We start from the raw sequence: 15,640 nt of genomic DNA, 5'->3' as shown, positions 1-15,640 counted from the left end.
GAGACGCCACTGCGTGGCTCCTCAGGATGACGGATTGGGAGAGGTAGCCTCTTCGGATTTCGTCGGCCAACTCTGGAAGAAATCAGCGCCGCTTCATGCGTTGCGCCCCGTCCAGCGCCTTCTGCGCCCGGGCGCGCGCGTCGCTGCGGCTGGCTTCGACCTTGGCCAGGTCTTCGTTTCGAAGCCCCAGTTTCTCCGCGAACCGTTCCCGGATCAGGCCGTAAAACGTGCCGTGCAGGCTGGCGAAGATCCAGACAAAGATCAGCATCGTGCCCATGGGAAACACCGCAGAGCGGATCTGTTGCCAGAGGAGGCTCGCCGGCAACAGGCCGTCGCTCATCCACAGCACCAGCGCCCAGACCCCGACCAGAGCGCCTGCCAGAAGGCTCATCACCAGGGCGGCAAAGGCCATTGCCCAGCCGAGCCCCCGGGTCGCATGCCAGCTTTCCTTCAAGGTCAGCGGGTCGTCGACGGCCGCCGCCGGCAGAACCACGGAAAACTTCTGAACCACCATCAAAACCACAAAGGGCGCCAGAAACAGCAGCAGCAGGCCGAAACCGGCGGTGAGCGCGGCGATGATAGAGGCGATGATGATCAGCGGAATCAGTGACAGCAGGCCGATCAGGCTAAGCACGATCTGATAGACGATCACCCGCACCGTCCGGGTCCCGAAGGCGATCGGAAAGTCATTTGCGCCGATCAGAATGCGGCGGACATAGGCAATGGCAATGGAAAAGCCGATCAGGAGATTGGCAATCCCGGCCAGCGTCCGGAGCGCGCCTTCGTCGGCGGTCGCGACCGGTTCGGTCATGTAGGAAACGGTCTTGAAACCGCTTTCGGGCATCAGCGATGCACCGATGGCAAAATTCAGGGCGGCCAGCAGCAGGATATAGGCCCAGCCGGTCCGGAACAGCGTGCCGATATTGTGCTGCGCCAGTGAAAGCGACCGTTCCAGAACGGTGAGAAACATATGATGCCCCAAGCTTGTCTTTGCCGGGGCAGGATACCGATTTTAGGCTGTCGCGCCAGCGCCTGTCACAAGATCAGACCGTCCCGGCTGCTCGGCCGGAAGGTAACCCGGATTGATGCCACTCAATCGAAGATTTGCGGCTCGACCGACTTTTCCATGGCTATCCGGTAGCCGGCCGTGATCACGGAGAGGCTCAGAACGGTCAGCAGGATCTGCAACAGCACGTTCAGGACCATGACCTTGACCTGAACGAGGATCAGCGGCAGTCCCGCGCCGGTCAGCGAGAGGACGTATTCGATCGCAAGACCCGCCAGTGAGAATGGCAAGGACAACACGATGACGGCCCAGAGCATGCGCCAGCCGAGCCCTTTGGAAATCCGGTGGGCTTCCTGAAACCCGAGCGGGCGCTCGAGCGCGGTCGCAGGCAGCACCAGGTTCAGCCGCATCAAGTGCGGCAGGACCAAGAACAGGAGCACTGCGAAAAGCCCGCTCATGGCAACCGGTAGGGGAAGCGCTCCGCCGACAACTGAAAACACAACAATCACGGGCACCACAACCACAATGGCGATCAGCATCAGCTGCACCATCTTCCACAGGAAACGAGCCTCCAAGCCGCCGAACCGCGCGAACAATGCAGGCGGACGCTCTCCAAGCATCGCGAACCGGTGCCAGGCAACGGCAATCGAAGCCGCGGCCAGGATGGCCACCGTGAAATTAAGCAGCAACAGGAGCGCTGCGCCCGGTCCGAGTGTGCTGGGATCGATTGTCCCGTCGATGGCCCCCACGGTGAAGAGCACGATGAAAGACAGGATCAGCTGGATGGCGATCCAGGTGCCGCAGACCTTGAACACCGCGTCCAGGTTCTGGAACACGAGAGAAATGGAATCCGTCAGCAACCGCTTGAACATGTATGCGCCTCAATACCAAACCGGCGGAACACCCCGCCCTCCAGCGAAGCTCTTACCCGCTGAAACAGCGCACCGCAATGATGGAACGGACGGCAAGACGCGCGTGACAATCTCCTCGCGCCATTGCCCTTTTTCGCCGCAGACCCTAATCATGCGCTGGAAAACCGGAAGCAATTCCCTCATATGGAGGGCAAACGTTCAAACCCCTGGTGTCCGTCATGATCGATGATTTCGCGAAAGCCCTGCCCCGCCGTTCTTCCATCGGCGTGAAGGTCGGCAGTGTCACCGTGGGTGGCGACGCACCGGTCGTCGTCCAGTCGATGACCAACACCGACACGGCCGACGCCGATTCAACCGTCGCCCAGGTTGCCGCGCTCGCCCGCGCCGGTTCGGAAATCGTGCGCATTACGGTCGACAGGGCGGAAGCTGCCGCGCAGGTGCCCCGCATCAAGGAACGGCTGGAGCGCATCGGCATCAACGTGCCGCTGGTCGGCGATTTCCATTATATCGGCCACAAGCTGCTGCAGGACTATCCGGACTGCGCCGCCGCGCTCGACAAGTACCGCATCAATCCGGGCAATGTCGGCTTCAAGGCCAAGCGCGATACCCAGTTTTCCCAGATCATCGACATTGCGCTGAAACACGACAAGCCCGTCCGCATCGGCGTCAACTGGGGCTCGCTCGATCAGGAACTCCTGACCAAGCTGATGGACGAAAACGCGGCAAGCGACACGCCGGTTTCCGCCGCCGCCGTCATGCGCGAAGCGATCATCCAGTCGGGCTTGCTGTCCGCCGAACGCGCCGAAAAGCTCGGCATGGGCAGGGACAAGATCATCCTTTCGGCTAAGGTCAGCCAGGTCCAGGACCTGATCGCCGTTTATGCCGATCTCGCCCGCCGCTGCGACTACGCGCTTCATCTCGGCCTGACCGAGGCCGGCATGGGCACCAAGGGCATCGTTTCCTCCGCCGCCTCCATGGGCATCCTGCTGCAGCAGGGCATCGGCGACACCATCCGCGTCTCGCTGACGCCGGAACCGGGCGGGGACCGAACACGGGAAGTCCAGGTTGCCCAGGAACTTCTGCAGGTGATGGGTTTTCGCGCCTTCGTGCCGGTGGTTGCCGCCTGCCCGGGTTGCGGCCGCACCACCTCGACGACCTTCCAGGAACTCGCCCAGGACATCCAGGACCACATTCGGGTCTCCATGCCCAAATGGCGCGAGCAGTATCCGGGCGTTGAAAGCCTCAACGTCGCGGTGATGGGCTGCATCGTCAACGGTCCGGGTGAATCCAAACATGCCGATATCGGTATTTCCCTGCCCGGCACCGGCGAAACCCCGTCCGCGCCGGTCTTTATCGACGGCGAAAAGGCCACCACATTGCGTGGCCCCGGCATCGCCGACGAATTCAAGCAGATGGTGCTGGACTATATCGAAAAACGCTTCGGCACCGGCGCCAAGTCTTCCTCCGACGCGGCCTGAGCCTCACAAGGAACACCTCCCATGATGCAGCCGGGCGCACCCGAGCCACAGAAGAAGCCGGTCCTTGTGATCACCTCGCAGGTGGTGCGCGGCGGCATCAGCGGCCGTGGCCTGACCTTCGCGCTGGAGCGGATCGGCCATGACGTCTGGTTCCTGCCGACCATCCTGCTGCCCTGGCATCCCGGCCAAGGCAAGGGCACCCGGATCGTCGCTCCCGCTACCGATTTCGCCGCCATCGCCGCGGATCTGGCGGCGTCCCCGAAACTTGCCGAAATCGGCGCGATCATGACCGGATATCTTGGGCATGCCGACCAGGCGGGGCCGATCTCCGAACTGGTCAGGGCCGTCAAAACAGCCAATCCGGACGCGCCTTATCTCTGCGATCCGGTCATGGGCGACCACCATGGCGACAGCGGCGCGCTTTATGTCCCCAAATCCACCGCCCAGGCGATCCGCGACGAGCTGGTGCCGCTGGCCGACATCGTCACCCCGAACGCGTTTGAACTCGGCTGGCTGACCGGCCGTGACGTCGAGACAGAAATGCAGGCGCTCGCCGCGGCACGTGTCCTTGGCAATGAACGCGTGCTGGTGACCTCCTCGCCGGCGCTGCGCCGCAACGCCATCTCCAACCTTCTGGCCGGCCCGCGCGGCGCCGTCGCGGCCGAACACGCCGCCATCCAGAACCCGCCGCATGGCACCGGCGACCTGATTGCCGGACTTTTCTTAAGCAACAGAATGGCCGGGCTCGACGATGAGGAAGCCCTGAAACGCGCCTCCGCCTCTGTGTTCGAGCTGGTCGCCCGCAGCGTCAAGAAGGGGGCGGATGAGCTTCTCTTCGCCGAGGAGCAGCAATCGGTTGTCAAGGCGATGGCGCTGGTGACCTCTCGCCGGGTGCTGGAAGCAAAGGCCCGTGCCTGACGGGGCCGGCATCTGGGTCGCCGGTGTCGACGGCTGCAAGGCCGGCTGGATTGCGGTGCTGCGCAATCTCGACGACCCGGCTGACCTGCGCCTGGAACTGTTTCCAACCTTTGCCGATGGTATCGCGTGGGTCCCGCATCTCGATGTCATCGCCGTCGACATGCCCATCGGCCTGCCCGACACCATTGGCCCACAAGGCCGGGGCCCGGAAAAGGCGGCGCGCAAGCATCTCGGCATGCGCCAGTCCTCAGTCTTTACGGTGCCCTCGCGCGCGGCGGTTTACGAAGAGGACTACAGGCGAGCCTGCGCCACGGCGGAAAGAACCTCACAGCCGCCGAAAAAAGTTTCCAAACAGTGTTTTTATCTGTTCCCGAAAATCCGCGAAATCGACGCCCTGATGACCCCGGTCCTGGAAGCTCGTGTCTATGAGGTCCACCCGGAACTCGCCTTCTGGCGGCTGAACGGCGAAGCCGAGATGAGCCTGCCCAAGAAGGTCAAGAGCCGCGCCAACCCGGACGGGCTCGACCAGCGCCGGGATCTTCTGGTGTCAAAAGGCTTGCCGAGGGCGTTCCTCGATCAGAAGCCGCCGCGCGGCTGCGGCCGGGACGACCTGCTGGATGCGGCCGCGAACAGCCTGATTGCCGAACGGATTTTTCTCGGGGAAGCAAAGCCGTTTCCGGAAGCGTATCGCCGGGACGAGCGTGGGCTCCGGATGGCGATCTGGGCGTAAGGGAGACCTGAATTGCTCCGAACATTGCTGCACGGGAGCCTGATCCTGTTGCTCACCCTGCTGACGCAGCTGGGTGGCCTTGCCTGGATCATCGCCCTGCCCTTCAAACGGCGGGTCCCTGCATTCCTGATCGCATATGCCGCCCTCAGTGTCTCGGCAATATGGCTGGCCCCGGCGGTCAGCGGCCGGGTGGCGCTGCCGTGTTTTTCCGATGGTCCGCTCAAAGTTCAGTCCTGGCTCTATTGCGGCCTGAACCGCAACTACGTGTCACCTGAGATCAAAACGATCTTGGACGATCTCTCGGCAGCCACAGACAGCAGGTATCCCCGAACACAAACGTTGGTTCTGGATGCAAATTTCCCGTTTTTCGACGGCTTTCCGTTATTGCCACATCTCTCTCACGACGATGGCGGCAAAGTCGATCTTGCTTTTCATTATCAAGATGCGTCCGGGTATCTGCGAGGCGCAACTCGTTCGCCCATCGGTTATTTCGCCTTTGAACAAGGGCCGACAAGCTGCCCGTCCGCGGCTTTGAGCCTACGCTGGGACTTTGATTTTCTGCAGCCGTTCTGGCCGGATCTTGAGATTGAACCAGAAAGGACCCGCTTTGCGGTCGCCTGGCTCGCCGCTGACCCTCGGACTGGAAAACTGTTCCTGGAGCCGCACCTCACCTCGAAGCTCGGCCTCGCGTCGCCGAAAATCCGGTTCCAGGGTTGCCGGGCGGCTCGGCATGACGATCACATCCATTTCCAACTGTAGCGCACCGGTTCAACTGCAATGCACCGGTCTTTCCGGTTTGGCTTCAAACACTGGACGGTCATCAACTCATTGCGTGCATTTCGTCTCTGATTGAGACCGTCCCCATTCTACGTCGCAGCTCTGCAAAACAATTCGTAGGAGGCATCGCTAATCCGCGCCGCCCTCCCACTCATCACCGCCTCGGGAGCCAACAGCCCCGATCTGCACTGCGCTTGGCGGGGATGACGACGGTTGAGGTTTGTCTTCTTGTCGAGCCTCACTCTTCCCTTTTCGCCAGAACCTGCTACAAGGCGCGCCGTTCCCTGACGGGAACCACCGGTCGCAGCCTACCCGGTGACGAGCGTCGCAACGGGCGTTCAACAGCGAAAACAAGGGACCAACGTTGAAAACACTTGTCATCTGTTCCGGCGGAATGGATTCCGTCACCCTTGCGCACAAAATCGCGCAAGACCATGAGCTGATCGGCCTGATCTCCTTCGACTATGGCCAGCGCCACAAGAAGGAGCTGGACTATGCGAAGGCCTGTGCCGAAACGCTCAACACCGAATTTATCCTGATCGACATTTCCAATATCGGCCGCCAGCTGACCGGCTCGGCGCTGACCGATGATCTGGACGTGCCGGACGGGCATTATGCCGAAGACACCATGAAGATCACCGTGGTGCCCAACCGCAACGCGATCATGCTGACCATCGCCTATGGCATTGCCGCCTCGCGCGGAGCCGAGGCGGTTGCGACCGCGGTTCACGGCGGCGATCATTTCATCTATCCGGACTGCCGCCCGGCCTTCACCGAAAGCTTCGAGGAAATGCAGCGCCACGCGCTGGAAGGTCTCGGCGAGATCAGGCTCTATACGCCTTATGTGCATGTCTCCAAGGCGGAGATCGCCAGGGAAGGCCTGAAGCTCGGCGTCGATTACCGGCAGACCTGGTCCTGCTACAAGGGCGGCGAAGAGCACTGCGGGCGCTGCGGCACCTGCGTCGAACGGCGCGAGGCGTTTCACCTCGCCGGAGGCATCGACCCGACCACATACGTGGACGCGGAGTTCTGGAAGGAGGCCTGCGATGTTTAGGATCACCAAGGAATTCCACTTCTCCGCCAGCCACCAGATCCTGGGACTTGGCGAGGATCATCCCTGCGCGCGGCTCCATGGCCACAATTACGTGGTCGAGGTCGAGCTGATGTCCGATGAATTGAACAGCATTGGCTTCGTGCGCGACTATCGCGAACTTGGCGAGTTCAAGCGCTTCATCGACGACACGCTCGACCATCGGCATCTGAATGACGTGCTTGGCGACGACTGCGTGACCGCCGAGACCATGGCGCGCTACTTTTACAATTGGTGCCGCCAGCGCTGGCCGGAAACCTCCGCCGTGCGGGTCAAGGAAACGCCGAAGACCTGCGCCGAATTCCGTCCTCTGACCTATCCGGGGGCGCGTGCGGCATGACCAGCGAACTCATAAGGGTCAACGAGATCTTCGGGCCGACGATCCAGGGCGAAGGCGCCCTGATCGGCCAGCCCACCGTCTTTGTGCGCACCGGCGGCTGCGACTATCGCTGCACTTGGTGCGACACGCTGCACGCGGTCGACAGTGCCTATCGGGACGAATGGTGCCCGATGACACCGGAAGCGATCCTGATGCAGATCGAGATCCTCTCCGGCGGACGGCCGCTGATGGTGTCGCTCTCGGGCGGCAATCCCGCGATCCAGCCTCTTGGCGACCTGATCGATCTCGGCCGCGGGGAAGGCTATCGCTTTGCACTGGAAACCCAGGGCAGCCTCGCCAAAGACTGGTTTTCCAGGCTTGACGTCCTGACCCTGAGCCCGAAACCACCCTCCTCAGGCATGGCGACCGACTGGCAGAAGCTCGCCGAATGTGTCGAGGCCGCCGGGCCGGACACCCAGACCGTGCTGAAGGTCGTGGTCTTCGACGAGGCCGATTATGCCTATGCCCGCGACGTCGCGGAACGTTATCCGGGCCTGAGCTGTTACCTGCAGCCGGGCAACCACACGCCACCGCAGGCCGAGACGAGCGACAGCTCGATCGACATGACCGGCATCCTGGAGCGGATGCGCTGGCTGGTCGATCGGGTCACCAAGGACCAATGGTACGCCGCCACCGTGCTGCCCCAGCTGCACACGATGCTCTGGGGCAATCTGCGCGGCGTTTAAAGGGAAAACCTCACCATCGTCACCCCGGTCAAGCGCAGCGCGAACCGGGACCGGAGAGCCACCAACCTGTCGTCCGGGATGCGTCAGAACCGATAGGCGCTCGGCTCTCCGATCCCGGATCTCCGCTGTGCTCCGTCCGGGATGACGATTGTGAGGAAGGTACGTTTCGAACGATCAAACGTTACCAGCAGCCTCATTCTTAGGAGCCGCGTCAGCGGCGTCTCGAAGGATCGGCGGCACATACAGGAACAAGCGGCCCATCCTTCGCGACGGACCTGACGGTCCTCCTCAGGATGAGGTCTTTTTGGGATAGAGAAAATGTCCGACAAGAGCATCTATGAAAACCTGACCCAGCTCGGGTCCTCCACCGAGCTTCCCGACGATCCGGACAAGGCCGTTCTGGAAAAGGTGCCGAACCCGCAGGCGGGCACCGGCTACATGGTCCGGTTCGTCGCCCCGGAATTCACCTCGCTCTGCCCGATCACCGGCGCGCCGGACTTTGCCCATCTGGTGATCGACTACGTGCCCCGGGATTTTCTGGTGGAGAGCAAGTCGCTGAAACTGTTCCTCGGATCGTTCCGCAATCACGGCGCTTTCCATGAGGACTGCACGGTTTCCATCGGCAAACGCCTCGTCGATCTGCTCGATCCGGAATGGCTCCGCATCGGCGGCTACTGGTACCCGCGCGGCGGTATCCCGATCGACGTCTTCTACCAGACCGGCCCGGCCCCTGAGGGTGTCTGGATCCCGGAACAGGGCGTGGCGCCTTATCGCGGACGCGGGTGAGGCCTGTCCGGCAGAGCCGGCAAGATGCGAACGATTTCGCTTTTTGAAGGTCGAAGGCTAGACACCATAGCGAAGCGCAGGGCGGCGCCTCACCAAACGCCGAGGTCATCCCGGCCTTGAGCCGGGATCCAATCCACGCCGCCGCTCATTACGCCGTTTGAACCGGCAAGATCGCAGCTGCGACTGTCTGGAAACAAAACGATCTGCTCTGGCAACGAGTGGATCCCGGATCTCCGCTGCGCTGCGTCCGGGATGACCGCACGAGGTTGCGGCTGGCGCTCTTATCCACCTGTCATCCGTCATTCCAGACTGATGAAGCGAGGCTGTACCCGATCCGGAATGACGGTGGAGCGAACAGCGAGAAAATCTTTATTCCGGTGCGGGCAGTGTCAAGCCCTCAGCTTTCTCTATCTCCTGGGTGGTCACCATCTCGAAATTCGGCGCCTTGGTGTCATAGACCGCCTTGACGATAAAATCGTCGCTCTTGCGGACCCAGTAGGTGTAGCGGTTTTCCGTGACCATGCCCTGGCTGATCGTGATATCGGCGGCAACAACGTCGACTGTTTCACCATTCAGCTCTTCTTCCGAGCAAGCGGTGTTGCGAATGGTGTCGGCATTGGCGAGCTTGTCGGCGCGCGCCTTGTCCGCGTTTTGGCCGGTCTCCATCTCGCGGATCTTGACCCAGGTCGCGCCCTCGTCCGAAGACTGGTAGAGCACATTGTTGTGGCCGAGGATCCAGGGCCCCGCCGGAGACGTCGGCACCGTCATGTAGTGATCCTGGGTCAGATAGAGGAAATCGTTGGTGGTGGCCGGCGCGCCCTTGAAGGCCGTGGTAACGGCCGCCTTGGTCGGCACGCCCTGGTCCAGCTGGAGATAGAGCTCCGTGAACCGGTCCTGGCACGGGTCCGCAAGAGCTGCCTGCGATACACCGGCAACCAGAGCAGCTGTCATAAAAATCGTCTTCATCAAATCCTCGCCTGGCAATGACTTTCATTCGATCGCAAATAGGGAACACTGTTTTCCAGCGGTAGGCAATTGGTCTTTCCGCAGGGTAAGCGTCCTGCCATCAGTCATTCTCGTGTCACTCTGGCGAAGGTTCAAGTGGCATCGCCGCACACGCCGAGGTCATCCCGGCCTTGAGCCGGGACCCAATCCACTTCGCGCCGCATCGCGTCGCGTCGATGGTGTGCGCACGAGGCGGTTGCGGCTTGTCCTCAGCTCCCACAGATCCGCTCTGGAAACGAGAGGGTCCCGGATCTCCACTGCGCTGCGTCCGGGATGACACCGAGGGAGAGGCTATCCGTCGATCCGGCTCTTGTGCTCGCCGAACATCAGCACATTGCCGTCCAGATCTTTCGTCTCGAACTCCCGCATCTCCCAGGGCTGGTCGGCCAGCGCTTCGGTGATGTTCGCCCCGGCCGCCTTGACCTCGGCATAGTAGCCGTCGACCCCGTCGACAAAACAATAGGCGGTTGCCGGATGCCTTGCCGCGCCGGACGACAAATGCAATTCGACCTGGTCCCGGCAGAGGATCGCATAGCGCGCCGGCTCCGCCTCCGTATCCGCCCATTCGAAGCGGGTCTCGAACAGCAGCTTGCCGCAGTAATAGGCGAGGGAAGCCTTCAAGTCGGCGACCGGGAGGACCGGGGCGATATGGGCGAGTTGTGGCGGTTTGGGATCGGGCATGAGGGAACCTCCAGAAGGACCGGACGGTGAGCCTGACGGACTTTTTCAGCTCAGGCAAACACGAAATTGAATACCGGTCGTTTCAATTCAGTCGACCAAAATCTGAACCGCGACCACTCAAAACTTTATTTTTTTAAAAGAATATGCCATAAACTTCGAAATGATTCCTTTTGGAGACCGTCAAGTGCAAGACCGCTTCGAAATCACAAAGGATCAGCTTGTTCAGAGTACTGACCCCGACTTTCTGGCAGAAGTAGCTGTCGAACTCGCCTGGATGTATAATGATACGTTTCATGAAGTTGATGCGGGAAATTTTTCGTGCCTTCACAGAAAAAATGAAGAATTTGGCCGCAGGCGATCTTTCGCAGCAGAAAAATCAATTCTTCGAGCCTGCGAAGCAAATAATATTCCCTATAAATATGAACGACTGGAATGTAATGGGCAACGAAAGTTGATTGTAAAAACGAGGAATGGGATTCTGATCCAAGAACCAATTCTTACCTTAGATCAAAAGCCTCATCCCTCAGAATACAAAAAAAGTCTTGCCGAGAGTCGCAGCATAATCAGGCAGTTGGAACTCGATTTGAATCTTCCGGACCGTCCTTATCGCACTCTTGATTGGAGTGGTGAGATTTTGGCGGTATTGCTTCATGCCCCTAGGGGCCCCCGCTTCGACGAAGAGAGCAAGGAACTTGGTGGATTGATGCTGGCAGTTCCAAATCAAGACTACAGCAATTGGATCGTGAGGATTGATATCCACCAGATCGCCGAATTTGGCCTCGCGCAAAACGCTCATCGTGCAGGTCAGCGAGACCAAATTGTCGCAAAACTTAAAAAGAACAAAAGAAACGAAATCAGAGTATCAAAATGAGAATGGGAGTTTTCAACTTTCAAGGCGAGCGCTTAAAAGAAGCGAGACAAGCGCGCGGTTTGTATAAAAATGCTCTAGCCGAAATGGCAGGGCTTTCTACTACTATTATTAGTAACTATGAGAACAACACTCATAAACCAAGCTCAGACGTCATTGATAAAATTTCTAGCGTGCTAAATTTCTCTGAAAATTACTTTCTGTCTCCAGCATTTGCCGAAAAAATCGAAAATATACATTGGAGAGATCTACAATCCGAAACAAAAACTGCTCGTGAAATGACAATCGCAAGGTGTCAATGGGCTTGCGAGGTTTTCTCTTTTATTTGCAGCGAAGTGGAATACTCAACAGCGAAATTACCAGATTTCGATCTACCGCCTGATCCTACAAATATTTCAAATGATGACATTGAACGAGTTGCCGTCGACCTTCGAAAACTTTGGGGGGTGGGAACCGGCCCTCTACCAGATGTTATTCTAGGAATAGAGAATTTGGGTGTGCCAGTTGTCAGTATTCCGCTCGCATCTGACAAACAAGATGGTTTTTGTTTCTATTCAAACCTACTGAAAACACACTTCATCGGAATTAATTCCAACACCAAAAGCGCGTGTAGAAGCAGGCTTGATGCAGCTCACGAGCTTGGGCACGCGATACTTCACAAACATCTCCCAAAAGAGAAATACGCCAACCGATCAATTCATAAACTTGTTGAGAAGCAAGCATTCCGCTTTGCTGGAGCGGTTCTATTTCCTGAGAGATCTTTCTACAAAGAAGTAGAAAGTTTTAGCGTTCAAGAATTTAAATCTCTTAAGAAAAAATGGGGCATGTCAATTGCCGCAATGATTGCACGCTCCTTTGATTTAGGAATGATTGATTCACAACAAAGATCAAATCTTTATCGCAACATGGGACGTCTTGGCATGCGCGGTCATGACCGTATGGAACCCTATGACGACACTATGGAGAAAGAAGAACCAAGATTAATGCGCCGAGGAATTGAAGCTATGTTGAACTCTGGAGTATTTTCAGCAAGTGCAATTTCCTCATCTATCCCGATCCCGGCGCATGAAATAGAAGAAATTGCAAATTTGCCGAAGGGCACTCTAACTGGCCAAATTTGCGAACCAAAAATCGAGCTAAAATCAGTAATCACAGCTAAGGATCTCGAAAGCGGAAAGGTAATCGAATTCAATAGATATTCGAAATAACAGGCGCTTCCAGAACATTGGAAACGATCCGGATTTAGGAGGGCTGTTGCAAAACAGCCCTCCATTCTGGTTTAAATGCCACCCTTCAGCCCGTCACCAGGTTCCGAAGCACATAGTGCAGGATGCCGCCGGCCTTGATGTATTCCAGCTCGTCCTCGGTATCGACGCGGCAGAGACATTCGATGGTTTTTGTGGTGCCGTCCTCGTAGGTGACCTCCACGTCCATCATCTGGCGCGGCTTGATATCCGCGATGCCCTTGATGGTCACCCGTTCCTTGCCGGTGATACCGTGCGACTGCCAGCTCTCGCCGTCTTTGAAGGTCAGCGGGATGACGCCCATGCCAACAAGGTTGGACCGGTGGATGCGCTCGAAGGATTGGGCGATCACGGCGCGCACGCCCAGAAGATTGGTACCCTTGGCGGCCCAGTCACGGGAAGAGCCGGTGCCGTATTCCTTGCCGGCGAAGACGACCAGCGGAATGCCGGCTTCCTTGTATTCCATGCAGGCGTCGTAGATCCATTCCTTCTTGCCGTCCTTCATGGTGACGCCGCCCTCGACGCCCGGAACCATCTGGTTCTTGATGCGGATGTTGGCGAAGGTGCCGCGCATCATGACTTCGTGGTTGCCGCGGCGCGAACCGTAGGAATTGAAATCCTTCTGCGCGACCTGGTGCTCGGAGAGGTATGTGCCCGCCGGGCTGTCCAGCTTGATCGAGCCTGCCGGTGAAATGTGGTCGGTGGTGATACTGTCCAGGAACAGACCCATGACGGCGGCGTTCTCGATGTCCTGGAGCGGTTTCGGCTCCATGGTCATGCCTTCGAAATAGGGCGGGTTGCGGACATAGGTCGAGGACACCGGCCAGGAATAGGTGAGCCCGCCCTCGACCTTGATCTGCTGCCAGTGCTCATCGCCCTTGAAGACGTCGGAATAGCGGGTCCGGAACATCTCCTCGTTGATGGAGGAGCGGATCAGGTCGGTAATCTGTTCCGTGGTCGGCCAGATGTCCTTGAGGAACACCGGGTTGCCGTCCTTGTCTTCTCCGAGAGGATCCTCGGCGATGTTGATGTTGAGGTTGCCGGCGAGCGCATAGGCGACTACCAGGGGCGGCGAAGCCAGGTAATTGGCGCGCACGTCCGGATTGACCCGGCCCTCGAAATTGCGGTTGCCGGAAAGCACCGAGCAGGCGATCAGGTCGTTGTCGCTGATCGCCTTGGAGATTGCCGGATCGAGCGGGCCCGAGTTGCCGATACAGGTGGTGCAGCCATAGCCGGCAAGGTCGAAGCCAAGTGCGTCGAGATCTCCCTGCAAGCCGGCTTTTTCAAGGTAGTCGGTGACCACCTGCGAGCCCGGAGCCAGCGAGGTCTTCACCCACGGCTTCACCGTGAGGCCGCGTTCGAGCGCGTTGCGGGCCACAAGACCGGCCCCGATCAGCACGGACGGGTTGGAAGTGTTGGTGCAGGACGTGATCGCGGCGATGACCACGTCTCCATTGCCAAGATCATAATCCTTGCCCTCGACCGCGACACGCTTGTCGAGTTCCCCGGCCTTCTTGAATTCGTCGGCCATGGTTTTGGCAAAACCGGTAGCGGCGTCCGAAAGATTGATGCGGTCTTGCGGGCGTTTCGGACCGGAGATAGCCGGCACGACGGTGGAAATGTCGAGTTCCAGCGTGTCGGTGAATGCCGGCTCTTCTCCGCCCGAACGGAACATGCCCTGGGCCTTGGCATATTCCTCGACCAGGGCCACGCGGTCCTTGTCGCGGCCGGTGGCCTCCAGGTATTTCAGCGTCTCGTTGTCGACCGGGAAAAAGCCGCAGGTCGCGCCATATTCCGGGGCCATGTTGGCGATGGTGGCGGCATCTTCCAGCGACAGGTTGTCGAGGCCGGGGCCGTAGAATTCAACGAACTTGCCGACAACGCCCTTCTGGCGCAGCATTTCAACAACGCGCAACACCAGGTCGGTCGCGGTGATGCCTTCGTTGAGCTTGCCGGTCAGCTTGAAGCCGATGACTTCCGGGATCAGCATGGAGATCGGCTGGCCGAGCATGGCGGCCTCCGCCTCGATGCCGCCAACGCCCCAACCCAGAACGGCGAGGCCATTGACCATGGTGGTGTGCGAATCCGTGCCGACCAGCGTGTCCGGATAGGCAATCGTTTCGCCGCCTTCCTCTTTGGTCCAGACGGTCTGGGCCAGATATTCCAGGTTCACCTGGTGGCAGATGCCGGTGCCAGGCGGCACGGCGCGGAAATTGTTGAAGGCGGACTGGCCCCAGCGCAGGAACTCGTAGCGTTCCTGGTTGCGCTCGTATTCCAGCTCCACATTCTGCCGGAAGGCGTCCTTGGTGCCGAAATAGTCGATCATCACCGAGTGGTCGATCACGAGATCGACCGGCACCAGCGGATTGACCTTTTCCGGATCGCCGCCGAGCTTGACCGCCGCATCGCGCATGGCGGCCAGGTCGACAACGGCGGGCACGCCGGTGAAATCCTGCATCAGCACGCGGGCCGGGCGGTAGGAGATTTCGTGAGACGAGGTCTTCGTCTTCAGCCATTCGGCGCAGGCAACGATGTCTTCCTTCGTGACCGTGCGCCCGTCTTCGAAGCGCAGCAGGTTCTCCAGGACTACCTTCAGCGAGAACGGCAGTCTGGACACGCCGGCAAGGCCGTTCTTTTCCGCTTCGGGGATCGAGAAATAGGTGTAGCTCTTGCCACCTGCGGTCAGTGTCTTTTTGCACTTGAAGCTGTCGAGGGACTGGGTCACGACGGGCGATCTCCTTAAATCTGTCCTTGGGCTCCGGCGCGCCGCGTCCGGTGCCCGGCATCATCTCTGAAGGCACCGGCGGCGAAGCTAAAACGCTTCACCCTCCGGTGCCCTTTCGCGGGGATGCGATAGAGAGCCTCTCCCTCCTGTCGCCACCGCAAATTGGTGCGCCGCACCTATAGCAATCTTTGACGTTCTTCACCAGACAGGCCGGCGCTGTCTGGTACATAGTTAGGGTGGCTGCCCGGCTCGTGCTAGGGTCAAAGTCAAGCCGCCAGAGTCATAGTGGGCCAACGCGCGGCCCCTGGAAAAGTTCCTGTCTTCAAAGGCCGGAAAGATATTGCATACCATTGTATACTGAACTAAAACGCGCTCAGCCAGCTTCTCCCGGCTCG

Annotated in this window: 15 protein-coding genes; 10 read left to right on the top strand and 5 right to left on the bottom strand. The window is 59.2% G+C overall.

Annotated features, from left to right (window positions below; all coding sequences use genetic code 11):
* Nucleotides 1-82: 82 nt before the first annotated feature.
* Together M0H32_RS09230 and M0H32_RS09225 are read right to left on the bottom strand one after the other, a co-directional pair.
* Complete coding sequence (locus tag M0H32_RS09230; RefSeq protein ID WP_248153290.1) at nt 83-970, bottom strand: 4-hydroxy-3-methylbut-2-en-1-yl diphosphate synthase; 888 nt, start codon at nt 968-970, stop codon at nt 83-85.
* 122 nt (nt 971-1,092) lie between these two features.
* Nucleotides 1,093-1,878 (bottom strand): hypothetical protein, encoded by a 786-nt coding sequence (locus M0H32_RS09225; RefSeq protein WP_248153289.1) that lies wholly within the window; start codon nt 1,876-1,878, stop codon nt 1,093-1,095.
* A 218-nt stretch (nt 1,879-2,096) separates the two neighbouring features.
* Between M0H32_RS09225 and ispG the strand changes: the two genes are divergently transcribed.
* From ispG to queF, 8 genes are all read left to right on the top strand, one after another.
* Complete coding sequence (gene ispG / locus M0H32_RS09220; protein WP_248153288.1) at nt 2,097-3,356, top strand: flavodoxin-dependent (E)-4-hydroxy-3-methylbut-2-enyl-diphosphate synthase; 1,260 nt, start codon at nt 2,097-2,099, stop codon at nt 3,354-3,356.
* 21 nt (nt 3,357-3,377) lie between these two features.
* Entirely contained in the window at nt 3,378-4,274 is an 897-nt protein-coding gene (pdxY, locus tag M0H32_RS09215) for a pyridoxal kinase (protein WP_248153287.1), read from the top strand.
* On the top strand, nt 4,267-5,004 hold the full coding sequence (locus M0H32_RS09210) for a DUF429 domain-containing protein (RefSeq protein WP_248153286.1): 738 nt from the start codon (nt 4,267-4,269) through the stop codon (nt 5,002-5,004). The genes pdxY and M0H32_RS09210 overlap by 8 nt, the downstream gene beginning before the upstream one ends.
* Before the next feature lie 12 nt (nt 5,005-5,016).
* The gene (locus tag M0H32_RS09205) at nt 5,017-5,763 is read left to right on the top strand and encodes a hypothetical protein (RefSeq protein WP_248153285.1); all 747 of its coding nucleotides are present in this window, start codon (nt 5,017-5,019) and stop codon (nt 5,761-5,763) included.
* 382 nt (nt 5,764-6,145) lie between these two features.
* Nucleotides 6,146-6,835, top strand: a complete 690-nt coding sequence (gene queC / locus M0H32_RS09200; protein WP_248153284.1) for a 7-cyano-7-deazaguanine synthase QueC — start codon at nt 6,146-6,148, stop codon at nt 6,833-6,835.
* Nucleotides 6,828-7,211 (top strand): 6-carboxytetrahydropterin synthase QueD, encoded by a 384-nt coding sequence (gene queD / locus M0H32_RS09195; protein WP_248153283.1) that lies wholly within the window; start codon nt 6,828-6,830, stop codon nt 7,209-7,211. Before queC ends, queD begins: the two co-directional genes overlap by 8 nt.
* Nucleotides 7,208-7,936 carry a 7-carboxy-7-deazaguanine synthase QueE gene (gene queE, locus M0H32_RS09190; protein ID WP_248153282.1) on the top strand — a complete coding sequence of 243 codons (729 nt, stop codon included), beginning with the start codon at nt 7,208-7,210 and terminating at the stop codon, nt 7,934-7,936. Before queD ends, queE begins: the two co-directional genes overlap by 4 nt.
* Before the next feature lie 318 nt (nt 7,937-8,254).
* Nucleotides 8,255-8,722 (top strand): preQ(1) synthase, encoded by a 468-nt coding sequence (gene queF, locus M0H32_RS09185; RefSeq protein WP_248153281.1) that lies wholly within the window; start codon nt 8,255-8,257, stop codon nt 8,720-8,722.
* 369 nt (nt 8,723-9,091) lie between these two features.
* Here queF and M0H32_RS09180 read toward each other — a convergent pair whose 3' ends face one another.
* Nucleotides 9,092-9,688: a hypothetical protein gene (locus M0H32_RS09180; protein WP_248153280.1), complete on the bottom strand. Its 597-nt coding sequence runs from the start codon at nt 9,686-9,688 to the stop codon at nt 9,092-9,094.
* 330 nt (nt 9,689-10,018) lie between these two features.
* Complete coding sequence (locus M0H32_RS09175) at nt 10,019-10,408, bottom strand: bleomycin resistance protein (protein ID WP_248153279.1); 390 nt, start codon at nt 10,406-10,408, stop codon at nt 10,019-10,021.
* A 184-nt stretch (nt 10,409-10,592) separates the two neighbouring features.
* Here M0H32_RS09175 and M0H32_RS09170 point away from each other — a divergent pair, with 184 nt between their 5' ends.
* Entirely contained in the window at nt 10,593-11,279 is a 687-nt protein-coding gene (locus M0H32_RS09170) for a hypothetical protein (protein WP_248153278.1), read from the top strand.
* On the top strand, nt 11,276-12,484 hold the full coding sequence (locus tag M0H32_RS09165) for a helix-turn-helix domain-containing protein (protein WP_248153277.1): 1,209 nt from the start codon (nt 11,276-11,278) through the stop codon (nt 12,482-12,484). Before M0H32_RS09170 ends, M0H32_RS09165 begins: the two co-directional genes overlap by 4 nt.
* An 85-nt stretch (nt 12,485-12,569) precedes the next feature.
* On the opposite strand, the gene acnA is transcribed toward M0H32_RS09165, so the two are convergent.
* Nucleotides 12,570-15,245, bottom strand: coding sequence for an aconitate hydratase AcnA (acnA, locus tag M0H32_RS09160; RefSeq protein ID WP_248153276.1), 2,676 nt, complete (start codon nt 15,243-15,245; stop codon nt 12,570-12,572).
* Nucleotides 15,246-15,640: the final 395 nt, after the last annotated feature.

Origin of the sequence: Roseibium sediminicola (genome assembly GCF_023156505.1) — a bacterium.
GTDB lineage: Bacteria > Pseudomonadota > Alphaproteobacteria > Rhizobiales > Stappiaceae > Roseibium > Roseibium sediminicola.
Note: the sequence above shows the minus strand (reverse complement) of the source record. Positions and strands in the feature narration are given on the sequence as shown.